This window comes from Halioglobus sp. D3-4, assembly GCF_055809315.1.
This window is the reverse complement of sequence record NZ_CM147907.1, coordinates 2,977,909-3,003,960: the sequence shown is the minus strand read 5'-3', so window position 1 is coordinate 3,003,960 and position 26,052 is coordinate 2,977,909. Positions and strand designations below refer to the sequence as shown.

At 58.3% G+C, this 26,052-nt stretch carries 22 protein-coding genes; 8 read left to right on the top strand and 14 right to left on the bottom strand.

Annotation, left to right across the window (positions count from 1 at the left end; translation table 11 throughout):
• Window positions 1-3 precede the first annotated feature (3 nt).
• A complete protein-coding gene (gene nirD / locus AC0L6S_RS12940; RefSeq protein ID WP_473424400.1) occupies window positions 4-351 on the top strand; it encodes a nitrite reductase small subunit NirD in 348 nt (115 codons plus the stop codon).
• Window positions 348-2,981 (top strand): nitrate reductase, encoded by a 2,634-nt coding sequence (locus AC0L6S_RS12935; protein WP_473424399.1) that lies wholly within the window; start codon window positions 348-350, stop codon window positions 2,979-2,981. The genes nirD and AC0L6S_RS12935 overlap by 4 nt, the downstream gene beginning before the upstream one ends.
• 18 nt (window positions 2,982-2,999) lie before the next feature.
• On the opposite strand, the gene acs is transcribed toward AC0L6S_RS12935, so the two are convergent.
• From acs to dksA, 11 genes are all read right to left on the bottom strand, one after another.
• Complete coding sequence (acs, locus tag AC0L6S_RS12930) at window positions 3,000-4,931, bottom strand: acetate--CoA ligase (protein ID WP_473424398.1); 1,932 nt, start codon at window positions 4,929-4,931, stop codon at window positions 3,000-3,002.
• A 107-nt stretch (window positions 4,932-5,038) separates the two neighbouring features.
• Entirely contained in the window at window positions 5,039-5,926 is an 888-nt protein-coding gene (gene panC, locus AC0L6S_RS12925; RefSeq protein ID WP_473424397.1) for a pantoate--beta-alanine ligase, read from the bottom strand.
• Window positions 5,927-6,195: 269 nt separating this feature from the next.
• Window positions 6,196-6,987, bottom strand: coding sequence for a 3-methyl-2-oxobutanoate hydroxymethyltransferase (gene panB, locus AC0L6S_RS12920; RefSeq protein ID WP_473424396.1), 792 nt, complete (start codon window positions 6,985-6,987; stop codon window positions 6,196-6,198).
• Window positions 6,988-7,043: 56 nt separating this feature from the next.
• Window positions 7,044-7,724 carry a deoxynucleoside kinase gene (locus AC0L6S_RS12915; RefSeq protein WP_473424395.1) on the bottom strand — a complete coding sequence of 227 codons (681 nt, stop codon included), beginning with the start codon at window positions 7,722-7,724 and terminating at the stop codon, window positions 7,044-7,046.
• A gap of 4 nt (window positions 7,725-7,728) precedes the next feature.
• A complete protein-coding gene (gene folK / locus AC0L6S_RS12910) occupies window positions 7,729-8,262 on the bottom strand; it encodes a 2-amino-4-hydroxy-6-hydroxymethyldihydropteridine diphosphokinase (RefSeq protein WP_473424394.1) in 534 nt (177 codons plus the stop codon).
• The gene (pcnB, locus tag AC0L6S_RS12905; protein WP_473424393.1) at window positions 8,259-9,557 is read right to left on the bottom strand and encodes a polynucleotide adenylyltransferase PcnB; all 1,299 of its coding nucleotides are present in this window, start codon (window positions 9,555-9,557) and stop codon (window positions 8,259-8,261) included. Before pcnB ends, folK begins: the two co-directional genes overlap by 4 nt.
• Window positions 9,558-10,098: 541 nt before the next feature.
• Window positions 10,099-11,523: a sigma-54-dependent transcriptional regulator gene (locus AC0L6S_RS12900; RefSeq protein WP_473424392.1), complete on the bottom strand. Its 1,425-nt coding sequence runs from the start codon at window positions 11,521-11,523 to the stop codon at window positions 10,099-10,101.
• A 78-nt stretch (window positions 11,524-11,601) separates the two neighbouring features.
• On the bottom strand, window positions 11,602-14,580 hold the full coding sequence (locus AC0L6S_RS12895; RefSeq protein ID WP_473424391.1) for an ATP-binding protein: 2,979 nt from the start codon (window positions 14,578-14,580) through the stop codon (window positions 11,602-11,604).
• Window positions 14,570-14,746 (bottom strand): hypothetical protein, encoded by a 177-nt coding sequence (locus AC0L6S_RS12890; RefSeq protein ID WP_473424390.1) that lies wholly within the window; start codon window positions 14,744-14,746, stop codon window positions 14,570-14,572. The genes AC0L6S_RS12895 and AC0L6S_RS12890 overlap by 11 nt, the downstream gene beginning before the upstream one ends.
• Window positions 14,747-14,837: 91 nt before the next feature.
• Window positions 14,838-15,743, bottom strand: a complete 906-nt coding sequence (gluQRS, locus tag AC0L6S_RS12885) for a tRNA glutamyl-Q(34) synthetase GluQRS (protein WP_473424389.1) — start codon at window positions 15,741-15,743, stop codon at window positions 14,838-14,840.
• A 20-nt stretch (window positions 15,744-15,763) separates the two neighbouring features.
• The gene (dksA, locus tag AC0L6S_RS12880) at window positions 15,764-16,270 is read right to left on the bottom strand and encodes an RNA polymerase-binding protein DksA (protein ID WP_473424388.1); all 507 of its coding nucleotides are present in this window, start codon (window positions 16,268-16,270) and stop codon (window positions 15,764-15,766) included.
• Window positions 16,271-16,472: 202 nt separating this feature from the next.
• Here dksA and AC0L6S_RS12875 point away from each other — a divergent pair, with 202 nt between their 5' ends.
• On the top strand, window positions 16,473-17,660 hold the full coding sequence (locus AC0L6S_RS12875; RefSeq protein WP_473424387.1) for a pyridoxal phosphate-dependent aminotransferase: 1,188 nt from the start codon (window positions 16,473-16,475) through the stop codon (window positions 17,658-17,660).
• A 65-nt stretch (window positions 17,661-17,725) separates the two neighbouring features.
• On the opposite strand, the gene AC0L6S_RS12870 is transcribed toward AC0L6S_RS12875, so the two are convergent.
• On the bottom strand, window positions 17,726-18,040 hold the full coding sequence (locus tag AC0L6S_RS12870) for a Rieske (2Fe-2S) protein (RefSeq protein WP_473424386.1): 315 nt from the start codon (window positions 18,038-18,040) through the stop codon (window positions 17,726-17,728).
• A gap of 94 nt (window positions 18,041-18,134) precedes the next feature.
• Here AC0L6S_RS12870 and AC0L6S_RS12865 point away from each other — a divergent pair, with 94 nt between their 5' ends.
• Window positions 18,135-18,863 carry a M15 family metallopeptidase gene (locus tag AC0L6S_RS12865; RefSeq protein WP_473424385.1) on the top strand — a complete coding sequence of 243 codons (729 nt, stop codon included), beginning with the start codon at window positions 18,135-18,137 and terminating at the stop codon, window positions 18,861-18,863.
• Window positions 18,864-18,958: 95 nt separating this feature from the next.
• On the opposite strand, the gene AC0L6S_RS12860 is transcribed toward AC0L6S_RS12865, so the two are convergent.
• Complete coding sequence (locus AC0L6S_RS12860) at window positions 18,959-19,603, bottom strand: inorganic pyrophosphatase (protein ID WP_473424384.1); 645 nt, start codon at window positions 19,601-19,603, stop codon at window positions 18,959-18,961.
• A 128-nt stretch (window positions 19,604-19,731) separates the two neighbouring features.
• The gene (locus AC0L6S_RS12855; protein WP_473424383.1) at window positions 19,732-20,994 is read right to left on the bottom strand and encodes a 6-phosphofructokinase; all 1,263 of its coding nucleotides are present in this window, start codon (window positions 20,992-20,994) and stop codon (window positions 19,732-19,734) included.
• Between the two features lie 184 nt (window positions 20,995-21,178).
• Here AC0L6S_RS12855 and mpl point away from each other — a divergent pair, with 184 nt between their 5' ends.
• From mpl to AC0L6S_RS12835, 4 genes are read left to right on the top strand one after another with little or no spacing between them, the layout of a single operon-like run.
• The gene (gene mpl, locus AC0L6S_RS12850) at window positions 21,179-22,552 is read left to right on the top strand and encodes a UDP-N-acetylmuramate:L-alanyl-gamma-D-glutamyl-meso-diaminopimelate ligase (RefSeq protein ID WP_473424382.1); all 1,374 of its coding nucleotides are present in this window, start codon (window positions 21,179-21,181) and stop codon (window positions 22,550-22,552) included.
• The gene (locus tag AC0L6S_RS12845) at window positions 22,552-25,197 is read left to right on the top strand and encodes an efflux RND transporter permease subunit (RefSeq protein ID WP_473424381.1); all 2,646 of its coding nucleotides are present in this window, start codon (window positions 22,552-22,554) and stop codon (window positions 25,195-25,197) included. The genes mpl and AC0L6S_RS12845 overlap by 1 nt, the downstream gene beginning before the upstream one ends.
• Window positions 25,181-25,462 (top strand): YkgJ family cysteine cluster protein, encoded by a 282-nt coding sequence (locus AC0L6S_RS12840; RefSeq protein WP_473424380.1) that lies wholly within the window; start codon window positions 25,181-25,183, stop codon window positions 25,460-25,462. Before AC0L6S_RS12845 ends, AC0L6S_RS12840 begins: the two co-directional genes overlap by 17 nt.
• Window positions 25,455-26,051, top strand: coding sequence for an LON peptidase substrate-binding domain-containing protein (locus AC0L6S_RS12835; protein ID WP_473424379.1), 597 nt, complete (start codon window positions 25,455-25,457; stop codon window positions 26,049-26,051). The genes AC0L6S_RS12840 and AC0L6S_RS12835 overlap by 8 nt, the downstream gene beginning before the upstream one ends.
• Window position 26,052: the final 1 nt, after the last annotated feature.

Genomic DNA, 26,052 nt, shown 5'->3' with positions numbered 1-26,052 from the left:
TCGATGACGGCATTAGAGCGCAGCGCATGGGTAACGGTATGCCAGCGAGACGACCTGGTAGAGGGCGGCGGAGTGTGTGTGTTGCTCGGTAGTGAACAGGTGGCGCTGTTTTATCTCCCGACAGAATCGCGCGAGGTTTATGCACTGGGCAACCGCGATCCCATCGGCAAGGCGAATGTGCTGTCGCGCGGGATTGTGGGTGATCTCGCGGGACAGTTGGTCGTTGCATCACCGCTATACAAACAGCATTTCAGCCTCGAGAGTGGTACCTGTCTCGAAGACGACAGTGTGCACGTGCCGGTATATGCAGTGCGACTGGAAGGAGACAGTGTCTCACTCGGCCGGCCATGAGTACATGCAGGACAACATGCCCTTATTGCGGCGTTGGCTGCGGTGTAGCCGCAGAGGTTGATGGCGATAAGCTGATTGCTGTGTCCGGTGATGAGCTTCATCCCGCTAATGCCGGCCGCCTGTGCGTCAAGGGGACCACGCTGGCCGAGACACTCACCTCACAGGGTCGGCTGTTACATCCAGTTGTACACGGTGAGAGGGCCAGCTGGGACAGTGCGCTGGATCAGGTTGCGGACAAACTGAACGCGGTCCGGCAGGCGCATGGCCCGGGTGCGATCGCGTTCTATCTGTCCGGACAGTTGCTTACCGAGGATTACTACGTCGCTAACAAGCTGATGAAAGGCTTTCTCGGCAGCGCCAATGTGGATACCAATTCACGGCTTTGTATGTCTGCGGCAGTTGCGGCTTACCAGAGGGCCTTTGGTGCAGACTATGTACCCTGCTCCTACTCTGATCTGGAAGAGAGTGATCTGGTGGTGATGGTAGGCTCGAACGCCGCCTGGACTCACCCGGTCATCTACCAGCGTATGCTGGAATCGCGCAAAGCTGCTCCGCACAAACAGATTGTCGTCATCGATCCGCGCAGCACAGCGAGTGCTGATGCTGCGGATTTACACCTGCAGATCAGGCAGGGCAGTGACGGCTATCTGTTCGCTGGCCTGCTCAACTATCTTCACGCTGAGGGCAAACTGAATACGCGCTATATCGGTGAGCATACCGATGGCTTCGACGAGGCGTTGGCCACTACTGCCCAGATGACGCCACAGGTGGTAGCAGATATGACCGGGCTGCCCCTGTCGCAGCTTGAGCTGTTTTATCAGCTTTTCGGCAACACAGAGAAAGTTGTCACGCTCTACTCCCAGGGTATTAATCAATCGGCAACCGGTGCCGACAAATGCAATATGATCATCAATTGCCATTTGGCTACCGGCCGTCTGGGACGACCGGGTATGGGGCCTTTTTCTATTACCGGACAGCCCAATGCGATGGGCGGTCGCGAGGTGGGTGGACTGGCCAACCAACTGGCGGCCCATATGGGTTTCGATACCAGTGATGTCGCGCGAGTGGAGGCGTTCTGGAATGCGCCCGATATTGCCCGTGAACCCGGATTCAAGGCGGTGGATATGTTCAGGGCTGCTGAAACGGGTGACATTCGGTTTTTGTGGATAATGGCCACGAACCCGGCGGTAAGCCTGCCAGACACCGCACAAGTTCGGCGCGCGCTGGGTAACTGTGAGTTTGTGGTTGTCTCTGACTGTGTCGGCGATACGGATACAGCCGCTTACGCGGATGTGCTGTTGCCGGCGATGGGGTGGGGCGAGAGGAGTGGCACGGTGACCAACTCCGAGCGTTGCATGTCGCGCCAGCGTGCTCTGGTGCCGGCAATGGGAGAGGCGCGTCCCGATTGGTGGATCGTCACTCAGGTTGCCAGGCGGCTGGGCTTTGGCCATGCGTTCAATTACCAGCATCCGGTGGAGATATTTACCGAACACGCGCATCTGTCGGGGTTCGAGAATGAAGGCACGCGCGATTTTGATATCAGCGCACTGTCTTCGCTGAGTGAAGTGGAATATGAGCAGCTGGAGCCTACTTACTGGCCGTGCCCGGCAGCGAAAGCAGTGGGGAAACCGGTCGTAGACGGTCGCTTCTATACCGCCGGCGGGATGGCAAATTTTGTCGCGGTGGCGCCAAAGCTTCCGGGCTGGGCAGGAGACACGGATGGCTTGCTGACCCTGAATACCGGGCGTCTGCGCGATCAATGGCACACCATGACACGCACCGGCCGGGTGCCCAAACTGATGCGTCACCGCGAGTTCTTCAGTGTATCGCTGAGCCCGGAAGATGCGCTTTCACACGGTCTGGTTGAGAGCGACCTGGTGGAAGTGCGAACGGGATCTACGTCGATTATGGCACTGGTGCGTGTTGAGGATGCCGTGCCACAGGGGCAGGTATTCTGCCCGATACACTGGAGTGACCAGCACTCGCGCAACGCCTGCGTCAATGGCCTGATCCCGTCGGTGACGGATCCGGTGTCAGGCCAGCCACAGCTAAAATATGCCCGGGTTGCTCTTTCGCCTGTCGCTGTCGCTGGCTGGGGTTTACTGCTGACGCGCAGCCTCGCTGAGCTGCCCGATTTGGCTTACTGGTCGCGGGTCCCCGTTTCCGGTGGATACCTGACTTTTTTTGCCTTAGCCGATTCCGCAGATGTTATCGACGTGCAGCAGGAGTTGCTGAAACAACTACTGCCGCGCGCGACACGCAATAGCAGTTACCAGGATTCCGGGCTGGGCGATTTTCGCGATGTAGGGACAGTGGCGGATCGGCTTGAGTATGCCCTTTATAGCAATGCCGAACGCCAGCGTTTACCCGACCGGGAATGGTTGTCCGCACAACTGGCGGCCCCGCCATTGGTGGACAGCGTGCCGCTGCTGGCCGGTCTAGATCCGGACACGCCCAACAGTGGACGCTTGATATGTACCTGCTGGGAGGTAGGCGAGCGAGAGATCGAGCAGGCCGTTGTAGCCGGTGCGCAAAGTGTGGAATGTCTGGGCAAGACGCTGCGCTGCGGCACTCAATGTGGCTCGTGCATACCGGAGCTCAAGCGCATGTTGCTGCGCGCCGCCGTGTAGGCCGATACACAGAAGACTTTATGTCGGACGGTTGTCTATCAGGTTTTCCACCACAGAAGGGTCCGCCAAGGTGCTGGTGTCACCGAGGCTCTCCAGCTCGTTTTCCGCGATTTTGCGCAATATGCGCCGCATGATCTTGCCTGAACGGGTTTTGGGCAGCCCGGGTGCCCACTGAATAACATCGGGCTTTGCGATCGCGCCAATCTCTTTGGTGCACAGCGCGATCAACTCATCGTGCAGTTGCTCGCTGGGCTCTACGCCCTGCATTGGCGTGACGTAAGCGTAGATACCCTGGCCCTTGATATCGTGCGGGAAGCCCACCACGGCCGCCTCGGCAATCTGTTCGTGTAACACCAGCGCGCTTTCAACCTCGGCAGTCCCCATGCGGTGGCCGGACACATTGAGCACGTCGTCGACACGTCCGGTGATGCGATAGTAGCCATCGGCATCGCGGCTGGCGCCGTCGCCGGCGAAATAATATCCCGGATAGGGTTTGAAGTAGGTGTCGATCATGCGCTGGTGATCGCCATACACCGAGCGAATCTGGCTCGGCCAGGACGACTTGATCACCAGATAGCCGGCGCCAGGCCCTTCGATTTCTTTGCCGTTCTCGTCCAGCAGTGCAAGGTCAATCCCAAAGAAGGGTTGCGCCGCCGAACCCGGCTTCAGGGCGGTGGCACCGGGCAGTGGCGTGATCATATGGGCGCCGGTCTCCGTCTGCCACCACGTATCTACGATGGGGCAGCGCGCATCGCCAACCACATTGTAATACCACTCCCAGGCCTCGGGATTGATGGGCTCTCCCACCGTGCCGAGCAAGCGCAGGCTGGCGCGCGAATGGCGTGTCACGGGCTCATCACCAACCGCGTGCAGGGCCCTGATGGCGGTCGGCGCGGTATAGAATGAATTCACCTGGTGCTTGTCGACTATCTCCCAGCAGCGGCCGGCATCCGGGTAGGTGGGCACACCTTCAAACATCAGAGAGATGGCGCCATTGGCAAGCGGGCCGTATACAATATAGGTGTGGCCGGTGACCCAGCCGACATCTGCGGTGCACCAGAAAACTTCGCCCTCTCGATAGTCAAATACATACTTGAACGTCATTGCGGCCTGTAGCAGGTAGCCGCCTGTGGTATGCAGTACGCCTTTTGGTTTACCGGTAGAACCCGAGGTGTAAAGAATAAATAGCGGGTCCTCCGCATTCATGGCCTCCGGTGCACAATCGCTGTCGGCGTGATCGACAGTGTCGTGATACCAGATGTCGCGCTCCTCCTGCCAATCCACCTCACCGCCGGTACGTCGCACGACCAGGCAGGTATGCACATTGGGACAGGAGGCCAGCGCTTTGTCTGCATTGGCCTTCAACGGTATGTGCTTGCCGCCGCGGAGGCCTTCATCCGCAGTGATCAGGGTCTGGCAGTCTGAGTCGAGGATTCGGTCCTTGAGGGCTTCAGGAGAAAAACCGCCGAATACGACAGAGTGCACAGCGCCTATGCGGGTGCACGCGAGCATTGCATAGGCGGCTTCCGGGATCATCGGCATATAGATGCACACACGGTCACCTTTTTTCACACCTCGCGCCCTCAGTGTGTTGGCTAGTCGGCACACCTGGTCTTTCAACTCGCTGTAGGTGATGTGTTTGCTGTCGGCCGGGTCGTCACCCTCCCACAGTAATGCGGTCTGTGTGGCTCGCTGCGGCAGGTGTCGGTCTATGCAGTTGTAGCTGACATTCAGTTTGCCGCCGTCGAACCAAGTGGCCTCGCCTTTGATGAAATCGTATTGTACGACACTGTTCCAACGCTGCTCCCAGGACAGAAATTCATCCGCCATTTCAGACCAGAAAGCCTCTGGCTCATCGAGCGAACGCTGATACATCTGCTGGTAGGTATCGGCATTAATGTGGGCGTCTTTGAAGTTGTCGGGTACAGGTCGAACAGGAAACTCAGACATGGTGGCCTTTCCATTGGAATATTATGTAAAAACAGAATGATACTTGCCCGACCGTGTTGTGCAAGTCGGTGCTGTAACTGTGCGCTGAAACGCGGCGATAGTGCGCTCTAGTGACCGCCCGCCAGCATGCCCCAGTCGGACACCGGGTTGAGAGATAGCTTGACGTTATCAATGAGGCGAGTAGATCCGAGGCGTGCCGCAGCCAGAATGGCGATCTCTTCGGTGTTTTCCGTCACGCTGCGCAGCGTACGCGCATCGCAAATCGAAAAGTAGTCGGGCTCGAAGCCGGCCTGTAATAACTTCATGCGGGCGTGGGACTCAAGTTGCAGGAAGTTGTCAAAGCCGCAGGCTATGGCCTCGCGACAGCAGTTGAGCGTCTGGTTCAGTACGGGTGCAATGCGGCGTTGATCGAAGGAGAGAAAGCCGTTGCGCGAACTTTTAGCCAGGCCATCTTCGTCACGGCTGGTGCTGACGCCAACGATGCCGATGGGCAGGCACATGTCTTTGACCATTTTTCGGATGATGGACAACTGCTGGAAATCTTTTTCACCGAACACGGCGAGATCGGGCTGTACGATATTGAACAGTTTGCTGACAACTGTCGTGACGCCGTCGAAATGCCCGGGCCGGCTGCTGCCGCACAGTGTGTCGCCCAGTTCCGGCACGTGTACTATTGTCTGCGCGTCCATCCCCTGCGGATAAATCTCGTTGACGCCGGGCGAGAACAGTACTTGCACGCCTTCGCTGAACAACTTTTCCTTGTCGGCAGCCAGCGTGCGCGGGTAGGCATCGAGATCTTCGTTGGGGCCAAACTGCAGCGGGTTGACGAAAATGCTGACGACGACGATGTCGCACAACTGTCGCGCTTTGCGTACCAAGTCGAGGTGTCCCTCGTGAAGGTTGCCCATCGTGGGTACAAACGCAATCGTCTGGCCATTGTGGCGAAATCCGCGCAAAGCGGATTGTAACTGTGCACTGCCGCTGTAAGTTCGCATATCTACCTGATCCCTTTAGCCCGGAATGGTGATGCTAAACCAATTAAAAAACACTGGTTTTTAAACTGTTTCCCGCGTGTGTGCCACTCGAGATTGGCTGTGAAGTATGCCCCAACACTACCTACCCGGCAACGGCTTTTTAGGGAAAATTCACAATTTTTGTTACCAAAAGAAGCAGGTGTTCGGCGTCAATGTGTTCATGTTACACATTTTTGTAAGTAAGCACTTACAATCATTGGTGAGCCTGACAGAAGTGGGGTTGTGCAGGGCTAGCTGTACGTATGGGCTTCCTTCGGGTATTCACCGGATTTGACAGCATTGACGAACGCCCGGAGACCATCGGGAATCGTCGCCTGGCCCTCCATGAAATTCTGTACAAAACGCGCGGTATGTTCGGTGAGGCCGAGCAAATCGTGCATCACCAGAACCTGGCCGTCGGTGTCGGGGCCGGCACCGATACCGATCACCGGTATGTCCAGTTTACGGCTGATATCAGCGGCCAGATGGGAGGGAATACATTCCAGTACCAGCAGTCGCGCACCTGCATCCTGTATCTCAACTGCATCGGCCAGAATAGATTTCGCTTCCTTGGGTGTGCGGCCCTGTACCTTGAATCCGCCGAAGGTGTTGACTGACTGAGGCGTGAGACCCAAGTGGGCACAGACGGGAATACCGCGTTCCACCAGTTTGCTGATGGTGTCGCTCAGCCAGGTGCCACCTTCCATTTTTACCATATGGGCGCCAGCCTGCATCAGCTGTGTCGCGCTGTCCATTGCCTGTTCGGCGGTGGTGTAACTCATGAACGGGAGGTCGGCTATAACCAGCGACTCCGGATTGCCACGGCAGACGCAGCGCGTGTGATAGGCCATGTCGCTAATGGTGACTGGAATGGTACTGTCGTGCCCCTGCAACACCATTCCCAGAGAGTCGCCCACCAGAATAGTTTCTGCGCCCACATCGCTGATAATTCGCGAGAAGGTGGCGTCATAGGCAGTGATGCAGACAAATTTTTCGCCGCTGGCTTTCATCTTGTCCAGGGTACTGATCGTAATCTTGCCCATGGCTAGAGTCCTGTTTGTTCTGTCTGCTTTACTTCAGCGCCTGCAGTGCAGGGGCGCTATCTGAAAAATGTCGGATTGAAATAGTGACGGCCGCTGCGAATATCGAGCAGGTAGTCCACCAGATCCTTGTAATCGTCCACACTGTTTGCCAGGTCGATTTCGCTGGCATTTACGATGAGCAACGGGGCGTCATCGTAATATAGAAAGAACTCACTGTACACTTCGTTCAGGTGTTCCAGATAGCCCCTGTCGATATGCTTCTCTATCGCCAGGCCGCGCTGTTCGATCCTTGAAAGCAGCACGTCGGTCGAGGCTTGCAGGTATACCACGAGGTCGGGTTTGGGCGCATCTATGGTCATCTGTCGATAGACCTTCTCGTACAGCTGGTACTCCTCCCGATCGAGATTTACTCTGGCGAACAGGGGGTCTTTATCAATCAGGAAGTCGGCTACCACTGCCGGCGCAAAGATATCTTTTTGGCGCATATCCTGGATATGCTGCGTGCGCTGAAAAAGAAAATACAATTGTGTCGCCAGGGCGGCCTGCTCGCGATTGCGATAAAACTTCTCCAGAAAGGGGTTTTGCTCGGCTGCTTCCAGCAGCGTGGCGTGGTTGAAACTGGCCGCCAGCTTTTTGGTCAGCGTGGTTTTACCAACGCCAATGGAGCCCTCCACAGCGATAAATGCAGGCGGTGTCCGCCCTTTTAGATTGATGGTGATGGCTGTACTGTCTGGCATGACGCTATTGTTCATCTGGCTTGTGGCACTGTGTGGAGGCGTTTGCATTCAATTGGTACGGCGTTTTTACCAGACCGTCGCTGGCGCACAGCTTCAGCAGTGTGCCGAGTTCTGTTCCGTCGGGAAATGTGAGCTGTTCTCCACCTATTTCACACAGCGGGTACAGTACAAAATGGCGTTGTGACATTTGCGGGTGCGGTACTGACAGTCGTCCCGATGAGATCGTTTCGTCGCCGTACAGGAGGATGTCCAGGTCGAGCGTGCGCGGGCCCCATCGGGTGTCGCGTATGCGGCCCTGTTCCTGTTCGATATGCTGCAGGGAATCCAACAGCTCATGTGCGGTTATCCGCGTATGCATTCGAACCACTGCGTTGAGGTAGTCGGGCTGCTCTCCCGGCCCCACTGCAGCGCTGCGGTACACGCTGGAAACCTGGTCCAATTCGCAGCCCGGTAAGTTCTCCAGGGCGGTGATGGCCCTACCCAGTTGCTCTGCCGGTTCGTCAAGGTTGCTGCCAAGTGCGATATAGGCCAGTGTCATGTGGAGGGATTGGGGCGGCGCGTTCTGGTCCTTCTCGGTCGCTTGCGGTTATCGTTTGCCCCGGCCACTTTAGCCAGTCGCTGTTCGCTTGGGAGTTCCTGCAGCTCCGTCCACCACTGGCCGAGTTCGTCTGTGGACTCGCCAGCTTGCTCGCGTAGCAACAGGAAATCATAGGCGGCGCGAAAGCGGCGATGCTCAATCAGTTCGGCGGCCTTACGTCCTGTGCGTCTCTGCAGGCGCAACTGGAATTCCCATATTTCGCGCATCGGTTGACTGAAGCGGCGCGGAATGGACATATGGTGGACAGTATCCTGTATTGCCATCTGCCCGGCGCTGTGCATTGCGGGCATCGCGGGTTCCCCCTGTTCTTGCAGGCGGTGGTAATGCGCGTTCACCACTGGCCACAGCAGCGCCGCGAGAATGAAGGCAGGTGTTACTGGCTTACCCTGGGCAATGCGCTGGTCGGTATTTCCCATGGCTGCTCGCACCAGCACCAGGGAATGTTCATCCTGTGCTATGTATTTGCTGGTGTCGGGAAACAGGTAGCGCAGTAAATCGTACTCGAGCATTTTCTCCAGCGTCGCAGCGGCATAGCCTGCCAGAAACAGTTTGAGAAACTCATCAAACAGGCGCGCCGCCGGAATCTCGCCCAGTAGATGGGCGCAGCGAGGAATGGCAGCAGCCGTCTGCTCATTGATGCTGAAATTGAGCTTCGCGGCAAAGCGCACAACGCGTAGCATTCTCACCGGATCTTCGGTGTACCGTTGCTCGGGGTCACCGATAATACGAACACTGCGGTTTTCCAGATCCTGCAGGCCCTGGACGTGATCGAATACCTCGAACTTGCCGGAATCATAGTACAGGGCGTTGACGGTGAGGTCCCGACGCACCGCATCTTCCTCCAGCGTGCCGTAGACATTGTCGCGCAGCAGCAGGCCGCTGGCCGACTGGCGCGAGTGGTTGCCGCCGGCTTCCGGCTGGTCGCCCCCGCCGTTGTCGTGGTGGCCGCGAAATGTGGTGACTTCGATGATCTCGCGACCAAAGCGCACGTGGACGATGCGAAAGCGGCGCCCGATAATGCGGGAATTGCGGAACAGGTCTGTCACCGCTTCGGGTGTTGCATCCGTTGCGATATCAAAATCCTTGGGGTGCCCACCGAGCAGGAGATCGCGCACCGCGCCGCCCACCAGATAAGCCTGATAGCCGCCGCCGCGTAATCGTGACATCACTTTGAGTGCGCCGTCGCTGATGTTTTTACGGGATATGCAGTGCTGATCCCTGGGAATGATATTCAAGCGAATCAAGGCCTGTTACGGAGTTCCGACAGGCGCGAAGTCTACCATAGGTGCGCGCTTTGTGTCGGATGATCCGGGGTGGCTGGCTTAAAGGAATGACGGGGAAAGCATTGCTTTCCCCATCCAGGTCTCATATCAGGAGTTATTGTTATCTCTGTGCGTTGTTATTTTTATAGCGTGAGTACAAACACACTTGTATTTGAATGCCTAATATCCTGGGAGTGTTAATGCTAACCTTCCCGAGTATCCGCTATCACCATCGGGCAAGTGCCCCGGATTAAGCGCAATAAGCAAGAAATGGAAATTTAGGGGAAGAGTTCTTCCCCCATCCAGGTCCATATCGATCTGTATTATTTTTATTGTCGTAGCTATTATTTTTATTTTTGCGACGCTACTAAGTAAGCAATGGCCGTGCCAACAAAAAAATATCTATATAAAACAGTAGCTTAAAAAATTTTAGTCATTTGGGGCGGCTTGGTCAAAGGGCCGGATGTTACCAATCTACTCCTCGTTGAGGTGTCTTTGTTGGCTAGGGTAACGCCTATTTCCCATCAACAGCGCTGACTTTACCTCGTGAAGAAAGGTTGTTTTTATTTCTGGGAATACCAAATCGCTGGCGTCTCTCCCACAGGCATTTACGGCTGACACCAAGCTTCTGTGCCAGCTCCGTTTCGCTCATGGAGTCCTGGTGTTCCAGTACAAAGCGCTGGAAATAGTCCTCCAGAGAGAGGTCTTCGAGCGGGTCGTTGTTGGTGGGGGTGCTGTTCGACGACGAGCCGGTCGACTGCTGGCCGCGTATCCGGTTGATATTGACCAGTTCCAGGTCGATACCCAGCGCCTCATTGTCGATCTCATCGCTGTTCGAGAGAATGACCGCGCGCTCTATCGCGTGTTCGAGTTCCCTGACATTGCCCGGCCACTGGTAGGTCGTGATCGCCTGAATCGCCCGTGGGGATAATCGCATCATCGGTTTCCCGAGGCGTTCGGTCTGGCTCTGAAGTATGCGTTCAGCGAGGTGCAGTATGTCCTTGCCGCGCTCTCGCAAGGGCGGCAGCGACAGTCGCAGCACATTGATACGGTAGAACAAATCCTGGCGAAACTGGCCCTCCGCCGCGAGGTTGTGCAGGTTGCGGTGGGTGGCGCAGATCAGCCGCACATTTACCTTGCGCGATTGTACCGAGCCGATGCGACGAATTTCGCCCTCCTGGATAAAGCGTAGCAGCCGTGCCTGTGCCTCCATCGGCAGTTCGCCGATCTCATCGAGAAACAGTGTGCCGCCATCGGCCGCTTCGATCAGGCCCATGCGACTGGCATGGGCGCCGGTAAAGGCGCCTTTCTCGTACCCGAACAGCTCCGATTCAATCAGCGTGTCGGGGATGGCCGCGCAGTTCACCGAGATCAGTGTCTTGTCGGCCCGCAGGCTGCTCTGGTGAACGCTGCGAGCCACCAGCTCCTTGCCCGTCCCGGTTTCGCCCAGCACCAGCACGGTGGAGTCCGTGGGCGCCATGCGCTCGATATGCTCGAAGAGGGTGCGGATGGCGGGGCAGTTGCCGATGATTCCGGCCGACGATGTCGCCGGTGCTGTCGGCGCGGTGCGCTCTTCAGTGCGGCCCGTGGGGTGATCGGCAATGATGCGCTGTACCGCGCTGACCATATCTCCGTGATCGAAGGGCTTGGCGATATAGTCCACTGCACCCATGCGCATGGAATCCACCGCTGAGCGCAAACTGGCGTAGCTTGTCATTATCAGAACAGGGACATCACCGGCTTTCTGGATCAGGTCGGTGCCGGGTGCGCCCGGCAGGCGCAGATCACTGATGACCAGATCGAAGTCGGCCAGGGTGAACTCTTTTTCAGCTTCCTGCACGGAGCCGGCCTCACTAATCTCGTAACCATTTCTCTCCAGTAGCCGGCGCAGTGCGGCGCGGATAACCGATTCGTCTTCAACAACGAGGATTTTGTGCATAAAACTGTTACCTTCGAGTACTTACTACTCAACATACACCGACGAAATGGAAACTTCCAGCGCAGCGCCCGGTTGGTGTTACTGGGTAAACATCGTGTCGTAAGTGGTCAGCGGTAAATGCAGGCTGACCCGGGTGCCGGGGTTGCTGCCAGACGACAGCGGGCTGGTAATCTGTACTTTGGCGTTGAGGTCTTCCATGATGCTGAACACCAGCGCAAGGCCCAGCCCGGTGCCTGCGCCGGGATCCTTGGTGGTGTAGAACGGCTCGAAGACCTGGCTCTGCAATTCCGGTGGGATGCCGCAGCCATTGTCCTCCACATCGACGCGTACTACATCCTCGCTGATGATGGAGCGGATATGCACCTGTGCGTCACTTGTAACACAGGCATCGCGTGCATTGCCCAGCAGATTGATAAAAACCTGCAGCAATTTCTGGCTGTCCGCCAGCACCAGCACCTCGCGATCACAGTGATTCTCATACTGTGCCGGCACCGCCTCCATATCCAGCTCCAGCAGGTGGATGGCCTCATCGACGCAATCCGCCAGATTGGTGGGGGCCAGCTTGGTTTCGCCGGACTGCGAGCCGGTGTGCGAAAAGTTCATCAGCGATTCCACAATGCGCGTGACGCGCCCAGTCTGCTTGAGGATATCCTGGGCCATGAAGCGGATCTCCTCGGGGTCGGATTCGTACTCCAGATTCTGTGCCAGGCAGGCAATACCTGTGACAGGGTTGCCGATTTCATGCGCCACGCCTGCGGCGAGGCGACCGATCGACGCGAGTCGCTCGTTGTGCAGCAGTTCCTCCTCCAGCATTTCGAGATCCGTAATGTCTTCAACCATGATTACCGTGCTGCTGTTGGAGCCCTCTTCAATGGGTGTCTTGTGCAGGCCGATCCAGCGCGATGGGCCCCTGTCGATCACGACTTCTGTTTTCAGGGCGGTATCGGCGTCACCGCGCAAAAAACTTTCGAGGATCTGGCCCCAGGGGTGAGGGATGGAGCCCAGAAGCGAACCGAGCACATCGGTGGGTGCGATCCCGGTGATCTGTTCCATACTCTGGTTCCACATTAACAACTCGCCATCTGTGCCGATTGAGCAGGCGCCGATGGGCAGTTTGTCGAGTGTCTCCCGGTGGTGGCGTCGCAAATTGTCCAGATCTGCGGTGAGGCCGGTGAACTGCGGTTGCGCCTGATCGAGGTTGTGCTCTATCAGGTGTATGTCCTCGGTGTCGGCATGTACGCCGGGAAGGAAGGGTATCCGACCTTCAATGATGCGGTGTGCTACGGCTGGTCCGAGCAGGCCGGACAGGTTGGCCTCGATACGCGCTCGCAGGCGGCGCAGCGCGTAAGGCCTGGTTTCTTCAGCGGAGAACTGCAGTTCGTTCAGTGCCCGCTCGACCTCAAATTCCGCGGTGCGCTGGCCGAGCGCCGGGGCCAGTCGCTGGCTGAAGTCGGCCGCACTGTAGACGGACAGTATCTGGCGCGTTGGACGAGAGCGGTCATCCATCGAGCATATTTCTGCCGCCACCCGCTGTGCCTTGCTGGTTTTCGTCAGTACGGACACCACAATGAACACCCCGGTGTTCAGTGCTAGCGACACGGCCGCTACTGCCGTCCACAGTTTGTCGCTGTCGCCGAGCAGCCGCCCGTAAAGTGCGGTGAGCCACTGCGGATGATCGCCGCCGGCCAGCGGCAGCAGCATTGAAAAGCACCACACACCCAGTCCGGCTGCCAGACCGCACAACAGGCCCGCGCGGTTGGCCTTGTGCCAGTAAGGTGTGGCAATCACGCCGGGCAGGAACTGCAGTGTGCCGATGAACGCGACCAGCCCCAGTTGGGTAAGGCTCTGCTTGCCGCCGAGCGTCACGAAAAAGATATATCCGGCCAGAATGAGCACGGCAATCAGCGTGCGGCGCAGCCATTTGAGCTGTGTGTATATACTCTGTGCGCGCTCGATCTTGAGTGGTCTGAACGGCAGTACCAGATGGTTGAGGCACATATTGGCCAGTGCCAGTGTCGTTACAATGATGGTCGCGCTGGCGGCAGACAGGCCGGCGACAAAGGCAGCTGCGCTGAACGGTATGGAGTTCAGTGCCATGCCGATTGCCAGGCCGCTGTAGTCCATCGGCAGATCGTGCCCCAGTTTGACTCCCGCCCAGGCGACGGGCAGAACCGGGAGGCTTAGCAGCAAGAGGTAGAGCGGCAGCCCCCATGTTGCGCTGCGCAGATCGCGGCTGTCATTGTTTTCGGCAAACGCCATATGGAAGATGTGCGGCATACACACAGCGCCGGCAAAGAAGATCACCAGCAGCATGCGGGCATCATTCCCCTGTATGGTATGGGTAAGTGCGCGATTGATTTGCGGGTTGTCCAGCAGCCACTGTTGCAGGCCGTCGAAGCCGCCGAAAATTGAGTACACCGCTGCCAACAGCAGAATTGTCAGCGCCGACAGCTTGACCAGTGACTCAAACGCGATGGCGGTAACCAGCCCTGTATTGCGGTGCTGCGAAGACACATGGCGGGTGCCGAACAGGATCGAGAAAACTGTGATGATGACACAGAAAAGTAGCGCCAGGCGATTGTGCCGGGGACCGCCGGAAGACAGTGCGGCGCCATCGCCTGCCAGAATGTGGATACTGTCGGCCACGGCCTGAATCTGCAGCGCTAACAGCGGCAGCAGTGTAAAACACATAGCGATGGTGACAGCGGCGCCGACCCAGGGACTGCGAAAGCGGAAGGTCAGTACATCGGCCAGAGAGGCCAGTTGATAGACCCGGCACAGCCGCAACAACGGCAGCAGTAGTAGCGCTGCCACCACAAACATCAGCACCACACCGAGGTAGTACAGCAGGAAGTTGTAACCGTATTCGTGTGCGAGGGAGATTGCGCCATTGCTGGCCATGGCGCCCGCGAAAACGCCCAGCGATAACACATACACAGCTGGGTGGTGGGTGATGCGTTCGGGTATGATGCCGCGATCCGCCAGGTGGGCAACTGCAAACAGGCCGGTCAGGTACGCGATAATAGACAGTAATATCTGGGCGAGGCTAAAGCTCATCCGGGTACCTGGAGCGCTGGTTCCAATAGGCCCCGATGACAACGAGAAACCACAGCTGGTAAGGGCGGTACCAGGCGGTTTCCGAGCTGAACATCCAGTCTTCTATGGCCGGAAAGAAGATGAGTACGACACCGGCAAACAGCAGCAGCAGGCGATTGATATACATAGACCTGTTTTCTCCTGTCAGTGGTTCCCGGTGGAATAGCTGCATCTGTCGCGCAGTTGGATAGTACTGAAGCGCCCGCTGCGGGTAAAGTTCAAGTGCTCAGGCCCATGCTGGCAGCGGGAATGGCCAGGGTGGCGGGCACTCGCCGGAGTTGCCAGTGTTTGGTGGCCCAGGCCAGTATCTGGTCGACACCCGTCACCGACGCCGGTGGGGCATGCTGGTGCAGAAACTGCAGGGCGCGGCGCAGGTTCAGTTCCGCCTCGCCATCGACAAGTGCCGGTGCCTGATTCTGCTTACTGAACTTTTGCCCCGCCCGGGTGGTGATGACGGGCAGGTGGCAATAGGTGGGCGTGTGGTACGACAGTTGTTGCTGCAGAAATATCTGCCGCGGCGTCGAATCCAGCAGATCGGAACCGCGCAATACATGTGTGATGTCCTGCTCGGCATCGTCCACGACCACCGCCAATTGATACGCATCGAGGCCATCCTTGCGGTGTATCACAAAGTCGGCCAGAGACTCTCCCAGCGCCGAGTATTGTTGCCCCTGTAAAAGATCGGTGAACGCTATCTGGCAGCGTGTTGGCACAATCGCACGTATTGCGTGCGGCGCGTTGAACACTTCTGCCTGGCGTGTGCGGCAATTGCCACTGCAGCAGCCGGCGGGTGTCAGTGCTGAACGGCTGCAATCGCAAGCAAAAAGCAGCCCCGCTTGCATCAGTTCGAGGCGAGCAGTGCGATACACAGCTGCGCGGGTGCTCTGGTAGAGTACCTCGCCGTCCCAGCGCAGGCCGTGGGATTGCAGGCTGTGCAGAATGCTGTCGGCGGCCCCCGCTTGTTCCCTGGGTGGATCCAGATCTTCCATGCGCACTAGCCATTGGCCGCCGCAGTGGCGGGCGTCCAGAAAACTGGCGAGTGCGGCGATCAGGGAGCCCAGATGTAGCGGGCCGGTGGGAGAGGGGGCAAAGCGCCCCCGGTACAAGATGTCAGCGCTGGGCAACGTAAGCGCCCGGAAAGCGCTTAACCCATTTCCTGCCGTTCTTTAATCTCGGCGAGGGTCTTGCAGTCGATGCATTGCGTTGCAGTCGGGCGAGCTTCCAGGCGCTGGATACCGATCTCCACACCACAAGCTTCACAGTAGCCGTAATCGTCCTGATCGATGAGCTCCATAGTGGAGTCGATCTTTTTGATCAGTTTGCGCTCCCTGTCACGGGTGCGCAGTTCCAGGCTGAATTCTTCCTCCTGGGTGGCACGATCCGCCGGGTCGGGGAAGTTGGCCGCTTCATCTTTCATATGTGAAACGGTGCGATCCACTTCCTGCATCAGGTCGGATTTCCAGTTCATCAGTATGGCTCTGAAGTGCGCCTGTTGCTTCTCATTCATGTATTTCTCACCCCGTTTTGGCTTGTAGGGTTCGAAATTGCTGAACTCAGGGTTGCCGGCTTTTTTGGCTACCTTGGTGGTTTTTGTCGCTTTCTTCGCTGTGGAGGCTGTTTTCGCTTTCGTTTCTTTGGCTGTTCGAGGCATGGTTCTGTTCCCATACGGCATTAAAAAACTCGACATTCTTGCAGTGCTTCGGAATGGGCTGTCAGGGGTCCCAATTCCAAGGGCGGAGAAACTACCAGATAACCGCTATGGGTGCCACTATTTCCTCACAGATTTGTGGGTTGGCTACCGCGGCCTGTCGGCAGTTGCTAGAATGCGCCGCTTGCCGTTGCAGAGGTCTTTCATGCCGGGTCCACATACGACTGATTACCAGCCCCCGGGGTTTGCCCGGCGCGTCGCTGAAATAGAGCCATTTCGGGTTGTCGAGGTGCTGGCACGGGCCACGGAACTGGCTGCCGGTGGTGCCGATATCGTGCATATGGCCGCGGGTGAACCCGATTTTGCCACGGCGGCACCCATTGTCGAGGCCGGGCGCGCGGCTCTCGCCGGCGGTGCAACCCACTATTCACAGGCTGCCGGCATCCCGCAATTGCGCGAGGCCCTGTCGCAGTACTATGCAGACAGCTACGGCCTGGATATCTCGCCCGCGCGCATCCTCATCACCCCTGGTGCTTCCGGCGCGCTGCTATTAATAGCGGCACTGCTGATGAACCCCGGCGACGGTATGCTAATGACCGACCCCGGATACCCCTGCAACCGTCATTTCATGCGGTTGGTGGAGGGGCGGGGACAACTGGTGACTGTGGATGCCAGCAGCAACTACCAGTTGAATGCGCAGCTGGTCGCCGCCAACTGGCAGGACAATACCATCGGCGCGATGGTGGCCTCCCCGGCCAATCCCACCGGTACAGCGCTATCGCGTGAGCAACTGGCAGCGCTGGCTGGCGAAGTGCGCTCCCGCAATGGCTATCTGCTGGTGGATGAGATCTATCACGGGTTGGTCTATGAGGGTGCGGCACCTTCTGTGCTGGAAGTGGACCCCGATGCCTTCGTCATCAACAGCTTTTCCAAGTATTTCGGCATGACCGGGTGGCGGCTGGGCTGGTTGGTGGCTCCCGAGGCCGCGGTAGTCGAGATGGAGAAAATGGCACAAAATCTGTTTATCTCTATGTCGACCATGGCCCAGTATGCGGCGCTGGCGGGGTTTGATCCGGCCACACGGGAGATACTGGATGGGCGGCGCGAGATTTTCCGCCAGCGCCGTGACTTCCTATTGCCAGCCCTTCAGGAACTCGGCTTCACCGTGCCCTGCAGCCCACAGGGCGCATTCTATATCTACGCTGATGCCAGCCGCTTCACCGACGACAGCCAGCGCTTCTGCCTCGACCTGCTGGAGAAGCATGGTGTGGCCCTGACACCCGGTGTGGATTTTGGTCATCACCGCGCCAATGAGCACCTGCGCTTTTCCTATACCACGGGAATGGATCGACTGGAACTGGCGGTGGAGCGCCTCGCGCGAGTGCTGGGCTGACAGCGCTGCCACTATCCGGGCAGCACCGGTGCGAGGTGGATGGCAGAGCGGGTCATACAGACCAGTCAGTCGAGGTAGATATCCCCGCCGCTCAGCGTGAAGGGTATCGGCGTGAGCGCCTCGCCCTGACAGGGGCCTGCGACGCACTCGCCGGTATCGGCAATGAATTCAGCCGCATGGCGCTGGCATTGAATCAGCAGGCCGCCGCTGATGGCGAGCGAGCCACCGTCCGGGTCCAGTGTCTCCCGCGTGTGCGGGCAGTTATTCTCGTAAACAAACAGTTGTCCGGCGCGCCTCACAATCAATAGTGCCAGTGCACCGGTTTGTATGCCGTGCGCGCTGTTGTCCGGGAAGTCTTCTAGGTTGCCGATCAGGCTCATGCGGTACTGCTTTTACATAGTTCGCGGTAGGATACGCCAGTATTGTGCCGGATTCGGCGCAGGGATCAAGGCGCATCTGGGGAGAGGGGTATTGATGGCCACCGGGCTTGACCACAGGCAGTTGACTGGACTGGATGAAACGCACCTGGTGACACTGCCTGACGGACACCAGCTGCAGCGCGAAGTTGCCCAGGCATTTAGCGCGCTGCAAAAGGCCGCTCAAGAGGCTGGTTTCACACTTGCGATTGCCAGTAGTTTCCGGTCGTTTTCCCGTCAGCTGGCGATCTGGAACGGCAAGGCCGGCGGCACCCGCGCTGTCCATGACGATGAGGGCCGCGAGGTGGCGATGGCGCAGTTGTCTGCGCGGGAACAGCTGCACGCTATCCTGCGGTTTTCCGCCATTCCCGGTACGTCTCGCCATCACTGGGGCACGGATCTGGACGTGTTTGATGCCGCGGTCATGGCGCCCGGCTATCAGTTGCAGCTGTCGCCGCAGGAGGTGGCACCCGGCGGGCTGTTCGATCCGCTGCACTGCTGGCTGGACGAGCGCATGGCTGCGGGAGAGTCGTATGGCTTTTACCGGCCCTATGCCGAAGATCGCGGTGGTGTAGCGGCTGAGCGGTGGCATCTCAGTTATGCACCGTTATCGGTAGCGTGCGCGCATCGCTGTGACGAGACAATGTTGGCAGCCTGTTGGGGGAGTAAAGAGGCCGGCGAAGGGCTGCTGCTACAGGCCGAGATTGAAGCCGATCTGGAGGGGATTCTGGCGCGCTATGTGGCGGTGCCGGATGGGTGGTGTCCCGCCGGAACACCGCCTGGATAAATACTGTCTGCCGGGTGCTGCGCATGGCATTGCCGCCCGGTGAACCGCAGGCGCCCCGTGCCAACGGCAGGAGCGCTAACAGCGGGTTAAGGGGGCTACTCTTTCGCTTTGGCCTGCTTGTGCAGGTGGCCGTAGTGGTTTTCGTAGTCCAGTTGTGCCGCAGCGATAACTTTCAGCGCTTCTTCACGACCGTAGACGTAATCCACTTTGATATCGGTCTCTTTGCCCGGGATCATCTTGTAGGTGGAGAAGTAGTGTTGCAGGCGCTCAGTCTTGATCGACGGGAGGTCGGCGATGTCATAGACGTCGCCCCAGATGTTGTCGCCCTCTAGAACGGCGACGATTTTATCGTCGGCCTCACCGCCATCTATCATCTGGATGCCGCCCACGACGCGTGCCCTGAGCACGATGTCGGCACGGGTGATATGGCGCTCGGAATACACGCAGATATCCAACGGGTCGCCGTCGGCAACGTCCACACCGTCACAACGCTTGGCGACTTCCTCGGCGCAGTAGGTGCGCGGAATAAAACCGTACAGCGCGGGGGGGCTGGAGGTGGTGCGTTGCGGGCGGTCTACCATCAGGAAGCCCGACGCCTTGTCCAATTCGTATTTGACCACGTCAGTGGGTAGCATTTCGATGTAGACCTGCACGCTGTCTTCCGTTTGATCGTCAAGGCGGGTGTGCAGACCGTGCCAAGGGTGGCGACGCCACCGGTTAAAATCTGAATTGTTGTACATGAGTTCTCCTCAGGATAATGGGGTTTAGCAGGGTAGTGTGACTGTATTCAAAAGCCGCGCATTGTACCCAGAACAGCGCTCAAAATCTTGCTCAAATCAGTAAAATTGCCCGTTTTAGCGGGGGCTGGCTAGACCTTGAAGCGCGCTCTCAGTTTGCGCGGTACCGGTAGGTTCTTCAGCTTGGTGTACTTGGGTAAGCCATTCTTGTACATTGGGTAGGCCTCGCCCGCAATAAGCGGTGCCAGGTATTCCCGCGCTGCATCGGTAATGCCGAAGCCATCGCGCGTGATGTAGTTGCGCGGCATCTTTTTCTCGACGTTGGCCACATCCTGCAGCGCCGCTTCACCAATGGACCATTTGTAGCGCTTGCCTTTGCCACGCACGATGCACGGCATCACCGCATTGTCACCGCGCAGCGCGAATTCCACTGCCGCTTCGCCCAAAGCATAGGCTTGATCGACATCGGTCTGCGAGGCGATATGGCGTGCGGAGCGCTGCAGGTAGTCCGCTACTGCCCAGTGGTATTTGTACCCCAGCTCTGATTTGATCATCTGCGCCAGTTGTGGGGCAAGGCCGCCGAGTTGGCTGTGGCCGAATGCGTCTTTCAACCCGGACTCCGATAGAAAACGGCCGTCCTTGTACTGTGCACCTTCCGAGGCCACGATCACGCAATAGCCGTGGCGTTTAACCGTGCGTTTGACCCGGGCCATAAATTTATCGCGATTGAAGGCGATCTCCGGAAACAGGATGATGTGCGGTGCATCGCCCTCTTCACTGGCGGCCAGCCCGCTGGCGGCGGCTATCCAGCCCGCGTGGCGACCCATCACTTCGAGAATAAAAACCTTGGTGGAGGTTTCGCACATGGAAGCGACGTCCATGGCCGCTTCCTGGGTAGAGATGGCGACGTATTTCGCCACGGAGCCAAAACCGGGGCAGTTGTCAGTCAGCGGCAGGTCGTTGTCGATGGTTTTGGGTACATGGATAGCCTGTAGCGGGTAACCCATGGTCTGGCTCAGCTGTGACACTTTCAGGCAGGTGTCGGCGGAATCGCCGCCGCCGTTGTAAAAGAAATAACCGATATTGTGCGCCTTGAAGACATCGATCAGGCGCTCGTACTCCGCCCGGTTCTCCTCCAGGCTCTTGAGTTTGTGGCGACAGGAGCCAAAAGCGCCCGAAGGCGTGGTCAGCAATCCGCGAATGGCGGAAGCGCTCTCTTTGCTGGTGTCGATCAGATCTTCGCGCAGCGCCCCAATAATGCCGTTGCGCCCGGCATACACTTTGCCTATACGGGAGCGGTGTTTTCTGGCAGTTTCAATGACACCGCAGGCTGAAGCGTTGATGACGGCGGTGACTCCGCCGGACTGGGCGTAGAAAGCGTTCTTGGCGGGCATGTAATGATCCAATTGTGGTGGCGGGCACGGTCCGCGGCCCGGTAGATTGATGTTCAGGTGGTTAAGTACCGGAATCATACGACAATTGCCACCGCTTGTGGACTGCGGTGCCCCTTTTGTCGCGCTGACTGTGGCACTGGTCACACACATGCTACTATGCGCGCTGTTTGAAAGGAGCGTTTCTTTGAAAGGCCACATTCATATTCTCGGCATATGCGGCACCTTCATGGGCGGCATTGCGCTCCTTGCCAGGGAGATGGGGTTCCGGGTAACCGGTTCCGACGCCAGTGTCTATCCCCCAATGAGCACACAGCTGCGCGCGGCTGGCATCGACCTGATGGAAGGCTACCTGCCGGAGCACCTGCAGCCGCAACCCGATTGTGTGGTGGTGGGCAATGCGATGACACGCGGCAACCCCCTGGTTGAGCATCTGCTGAATAGCGGCTTGCCCTATACCTCCGGGCCTCAATGGCTGGCAGAGCAGGTGTTGCAGGACAAATGGGTGCTGGCCGTGTCCGGCACGCACGGCAAAACCACCACCAGCAGCATGCTGACGTGGATACTGGAGTACGCCGGCATGGCGCCGGGCTTCCTGATCGGCGGAGTACCGGGCAATTTCGGTGTCTCGGCGCGCCGCGGCGATGCGGATTTTTTTGTGGTGGAGGCCGACGAGTACGACACCGCGTTTTTCGACAAGCGCTCCAAATTTGTCCACTATCGTCCGCGCACGCTGGCCATCAATAATCTGGAGTTTGATCACGCTGATATATTTCCCGATCTGGCCGCAATTCAGCGGCAGTTCCACCACCTTGTGCGCTGTGTGCCGGGCGAGGGCCAGATTGTGCATCCGCACGGCGTGAAGGCGATTGATGACACGCTGGCAATGGGTTGCTGGACACCGCGCGTCTCTTTCGGCGTCGGCGCGGAAGCAGACTGGAGCGCGCAACTGCTGGCCGAGGATGGCTCGGCATTTCGTGTGCATCGCGCGGGCGCTGAGACGCTCGACGTGAGCTGGCAACACTGCGGCCGGCACAATGTGGAGAATGCGCTTACGGCCATGGCCGCCGCGCGCCATGTGGGTGTTGCAGCGGAGGTGAGTGCCGCTGCACTGCAAGAGTTTCAGGGGGTGAAGCGGCGCCTTGAATTGCTCGGCACGCCCAATGGCGTGTCGCTGTACGATGATTTCGCACATCACCCCACGGCGATTGCCACAACCTTGCAGGGGTTGCGGGCACGGGCCGGTAGTGGGCGCGTGATAGCATTGGTGGAGCCGCGCTCCAATACCATGCGCATGGGAGAACACCGTGGGCAGTTGACGGCAGCCACCTCGGCGGCAGATCAGATCTATTGGTTCCAGCCGGCGGGTATGGACTGGTCGCTGGAGTCAGTGGTGGCGGACAGCCCTGTGCCGGCCTCTGTCGCGAACGATATTGACGAGCTGGTAACGCAAGTTGCGGCTGAAGCCCGCGCCGGTGACCAGATTGTCATCATGAGTAACGGTGGCTTCGGTGGTATCCACCAGAAGCTACTGGATAAACTGCTGGAAGCCTCCCCCTGATGAGTTCTCCCTCTTTGTCGTTGTACAACAAACTGGTGTTACAGCGCCCCTGGCTGTCGCTGTTGCTGATGGCTTTGCTGACTGCTGCAATGGCGACGCAGTTGGGGAAAATTAAAATTGATGCCTCCGCCGACTCGTTAATGCTGCAGGGTGACCCCTCGCTGGATTTTTACCGTGAGATCACCAAGGAATACGCCACCGAAGACTTCCTGCTGATTACCTGGCAGCCCAACGCGGCATTGTTGTCGCCCGAATCCCTGCAGCCACTGCGCGAGATGGCGGATGCGTTGCGTGCGCTGGACGGCGTCTCGTCGGTGACCACCATTCTGGATGTGCCGTTGCTGGAAAGCCCACCAGTGGCCCTGTCGGACATCACCTCCAGCGATCCCCTACCCACACTGGAGCAGCCTGGCCTCGATCTCGATCTGGTGATGCGTGAATTTACCAGCAGCCCGATCTATGCCGATCTGCTGGTTAGCCGCGACGGCCTGGTGAGTGCTGTGCAGATCAATCTGCAGCGCGATGAGGAGTACTTCAACCTGCTGCAGGCCCGCGAGGCGCTGCGCATAAAACGCAAGAACCAGGCCCTGTCGGCAGACGAGGAAGCGCAGTTGCTAACCGTTGAGGCGGCGTTCAAGGCGCGCTCGGCCATCGTGCTGGAGCGCGATGCGCAGTTGGTGGCACACGTGCGCGAGATAGCCGCGCAGTACCGCGATGTTGCGCGGTTGTTTGTGGGCGGTGTGCCGATGATAGCCGCCGATATGGTCAGTTTTGTCGGCAGCGATCTGGTGGTGTTCGGCAGCGCCATACTGGGCATTATGGCGGTGGTGCTGGCGATTATATTCCGCCGTGTGCGCTGGGTCGTTATTCCGCTGGTTACCTGTGGTATTACGGTCACCCTGATGTTGGGATTGCTGGGGGCGCTGGACTGGCGCATGACTGTGATTTCGTCCAATTTTGTGGCGGTGTTGCTGATCATTACACTGGCGGTGGTGATACATCTGGTGGTGCGCTACCGCGAGTTACACGCGTTGGACCCGGACGGAGAACTGCATCAACGAGTGCTGCGCAGCATGGGCCTGATGGCGGTTCCCTGCTTCTATACCAGCATCACCACTATCGTGGCCTTTATGTCGTTGGTGGTGTCGGGGATACAGCCGGTGATCGATTTTGGCTGGATGATGACCGTGGGCGTCTGCGTCGGGCTGGTCACCGCATTTATTGTCGTCCCCTGCCTGATGCTGGTGTGGCCCGAAGGTAAACCACACCGGCACACCGGCACTGAGCCTGCGCTTACCGGCGCCTTCGCGCGCATCACCGACAACTACGGGCGCAGCATACTGGTGGTGACCGCGCTGCTGGTGATGCTGGCTGTTCTGGGCATCAGTCGGCTGGAGGTGGAGAACCGTTTTATCGACTACTTCAGCAAATCGACGGAAATCTACCAGGGCATGGAACTGCTGGATATCCAGCTCGGCGGTACCATCCCGCTCGATATTATCCTCACCCCACCCGATGAAGATGCACCGCTGCCCGGTCTGGAGAATGTCTCAACGGCACCGGTATCTCCGGTTAGTGCGGACGACGAATTTGCCGACGATGAGTTTGCCGGGGGTGGCTTTGAGGGCGATGGCATAAGCGATAGTGAGTTTGCCGATGGTGAGTTTGCGGAGGATGACTGGGAGGACGAGTGGGGTGATGACTCCGATTTCGCCGCCGTGGAAGGCAGCTTCAAACCGAGTTACTGGTTCAGCCTTGCGGGTATGCGCGAGCTGGACAAAATTCACGCCTATGTAGATGCCCGTCCCGAAACCGGCAAGGTGCTGTCACTCTCGACCGTATTTGCTGTGGTCAAGAACCTGATGGGGGAAGATATCGGTGGAGTGGAGTTGGCCATCGTGCAGAAAAGCTTTCCCGATGATATGAAGGAGTTGATGGTCTCACCCTACTATTCGGACAATACCGAGCAGGCCCGCCTGACGGTGCGGGTCAAGGAGACGAGCAGGGATTTGCGGCGCGATGCCTTTTTACGCAGTGTGCGTGCTGATCTGACCGAGGAACTGGGTCTGGCGCCGGAGCGTGTGCAGTTCACCGGGATGCTGGTGCTGTACAACAACGTGCTGCAGAGTCTGTTTCGCTCTCAGATCCTCACCCTTGGCGCGGTGTTTGGTGCCATCCTGATTATGTTTCTGCTACTGTTTCGCTCGCTGTCACTGGCGGTGATCACGCTGGCGCCGAATGCGCTGGCGGCGGGTATTGTACTGGGTGTGATGGGCCTCGCCGGCATACCGCTGGATATCATGACGATCACCATTGCGGCGATTGTGGTGGGGATTGGCGTCGATGACTGCATCCACTATGTGCACCGTTTCATGAAAGAGTTCACTGTGGACAGGGATTATCGCGCGACCATGTACCGCTGCCACAACAGTATCGGCCGCGCCATGTACTACACCACATTGACGGTGGTGATCGGCTTTGCCACGCTGACCCTGTCCAATTTCAACCCCAGTATCTATTTCGGCCTACTCACTGTGCTGGCGATGGTCGCCGCGGTACTGGGGGCGCTGCTGTTGTTGCCGCGACTGATTGTCGTATTTAAGCCACTGGGACCAGAGGGACAGGCAGATGCAGTGCCGCGCTGAGTGCGGTGCCTGTTGCATCGCTATCTCAATTCAACAACCGTTCTTCGGCATGCCGGGCGGCAAGCCTGCCGGCGTGGCCTGTGTCCATCTGAACACCGACATGTGCTGCCGGCTATTTGAAGATACGCGCCGCCCCGCGCTGTGTGCTGCCTTTGCGCCTGAGGCACAATACTGCGGCGACAACCGGGAACAGGCTATCCAACGCCTGGCGCAGCTCGAGTTAGAGACGGCTCCGTTGGTGTCCATCGGGGTACGGTATGACTGATCTACCGCTGTTTCCACTATCGGGCGTGCTGCTGCCCTATGGTCGCATGCCGCTGAAAATCTTCGAGCCGCGTTACCTCGACCTGGTGCGAGATTGTATGAAAACCGACAGCCAGTTCGGTGTGGTGTGGATACGTCGCGGTGCTGAAGTGGCGCAGCGCGGTCGCGCGGCCCCACAACTCGGTGACTACGGCACCTGCGCGCGGATTGTCGACTGGGACCAACTGCCCGATGGCCTGCTCGGTATTACGATAGAAGGCGGCGAGCGCTTTGAGCTTTTCGAAACAAGCAGACGCAGCAATGGTCTGGTTGTCGGGCAGGTGGAGATAAAAGCGGCTGTTGCGCCGGCGCCTATGTCGGATGTCTGGCTGTCCTTGCTCGATGTGTTGCGCTCTCTGGAGACGCACCCGCATGTCGAGCGTATGCAACTGCGAGTGGATTACAACGATGCCTGGCAGGTGGCCTATACGCTACTGCAGCTGTTGCCCCTGGATGAGGCGTTGAAGTACGAGTTGTTGGGAATTGAGAATATCGACGTTCTGATGGCCGAACTGCAGACCCTGCTTAACCAGATCAGCGGCGAAGACTAAC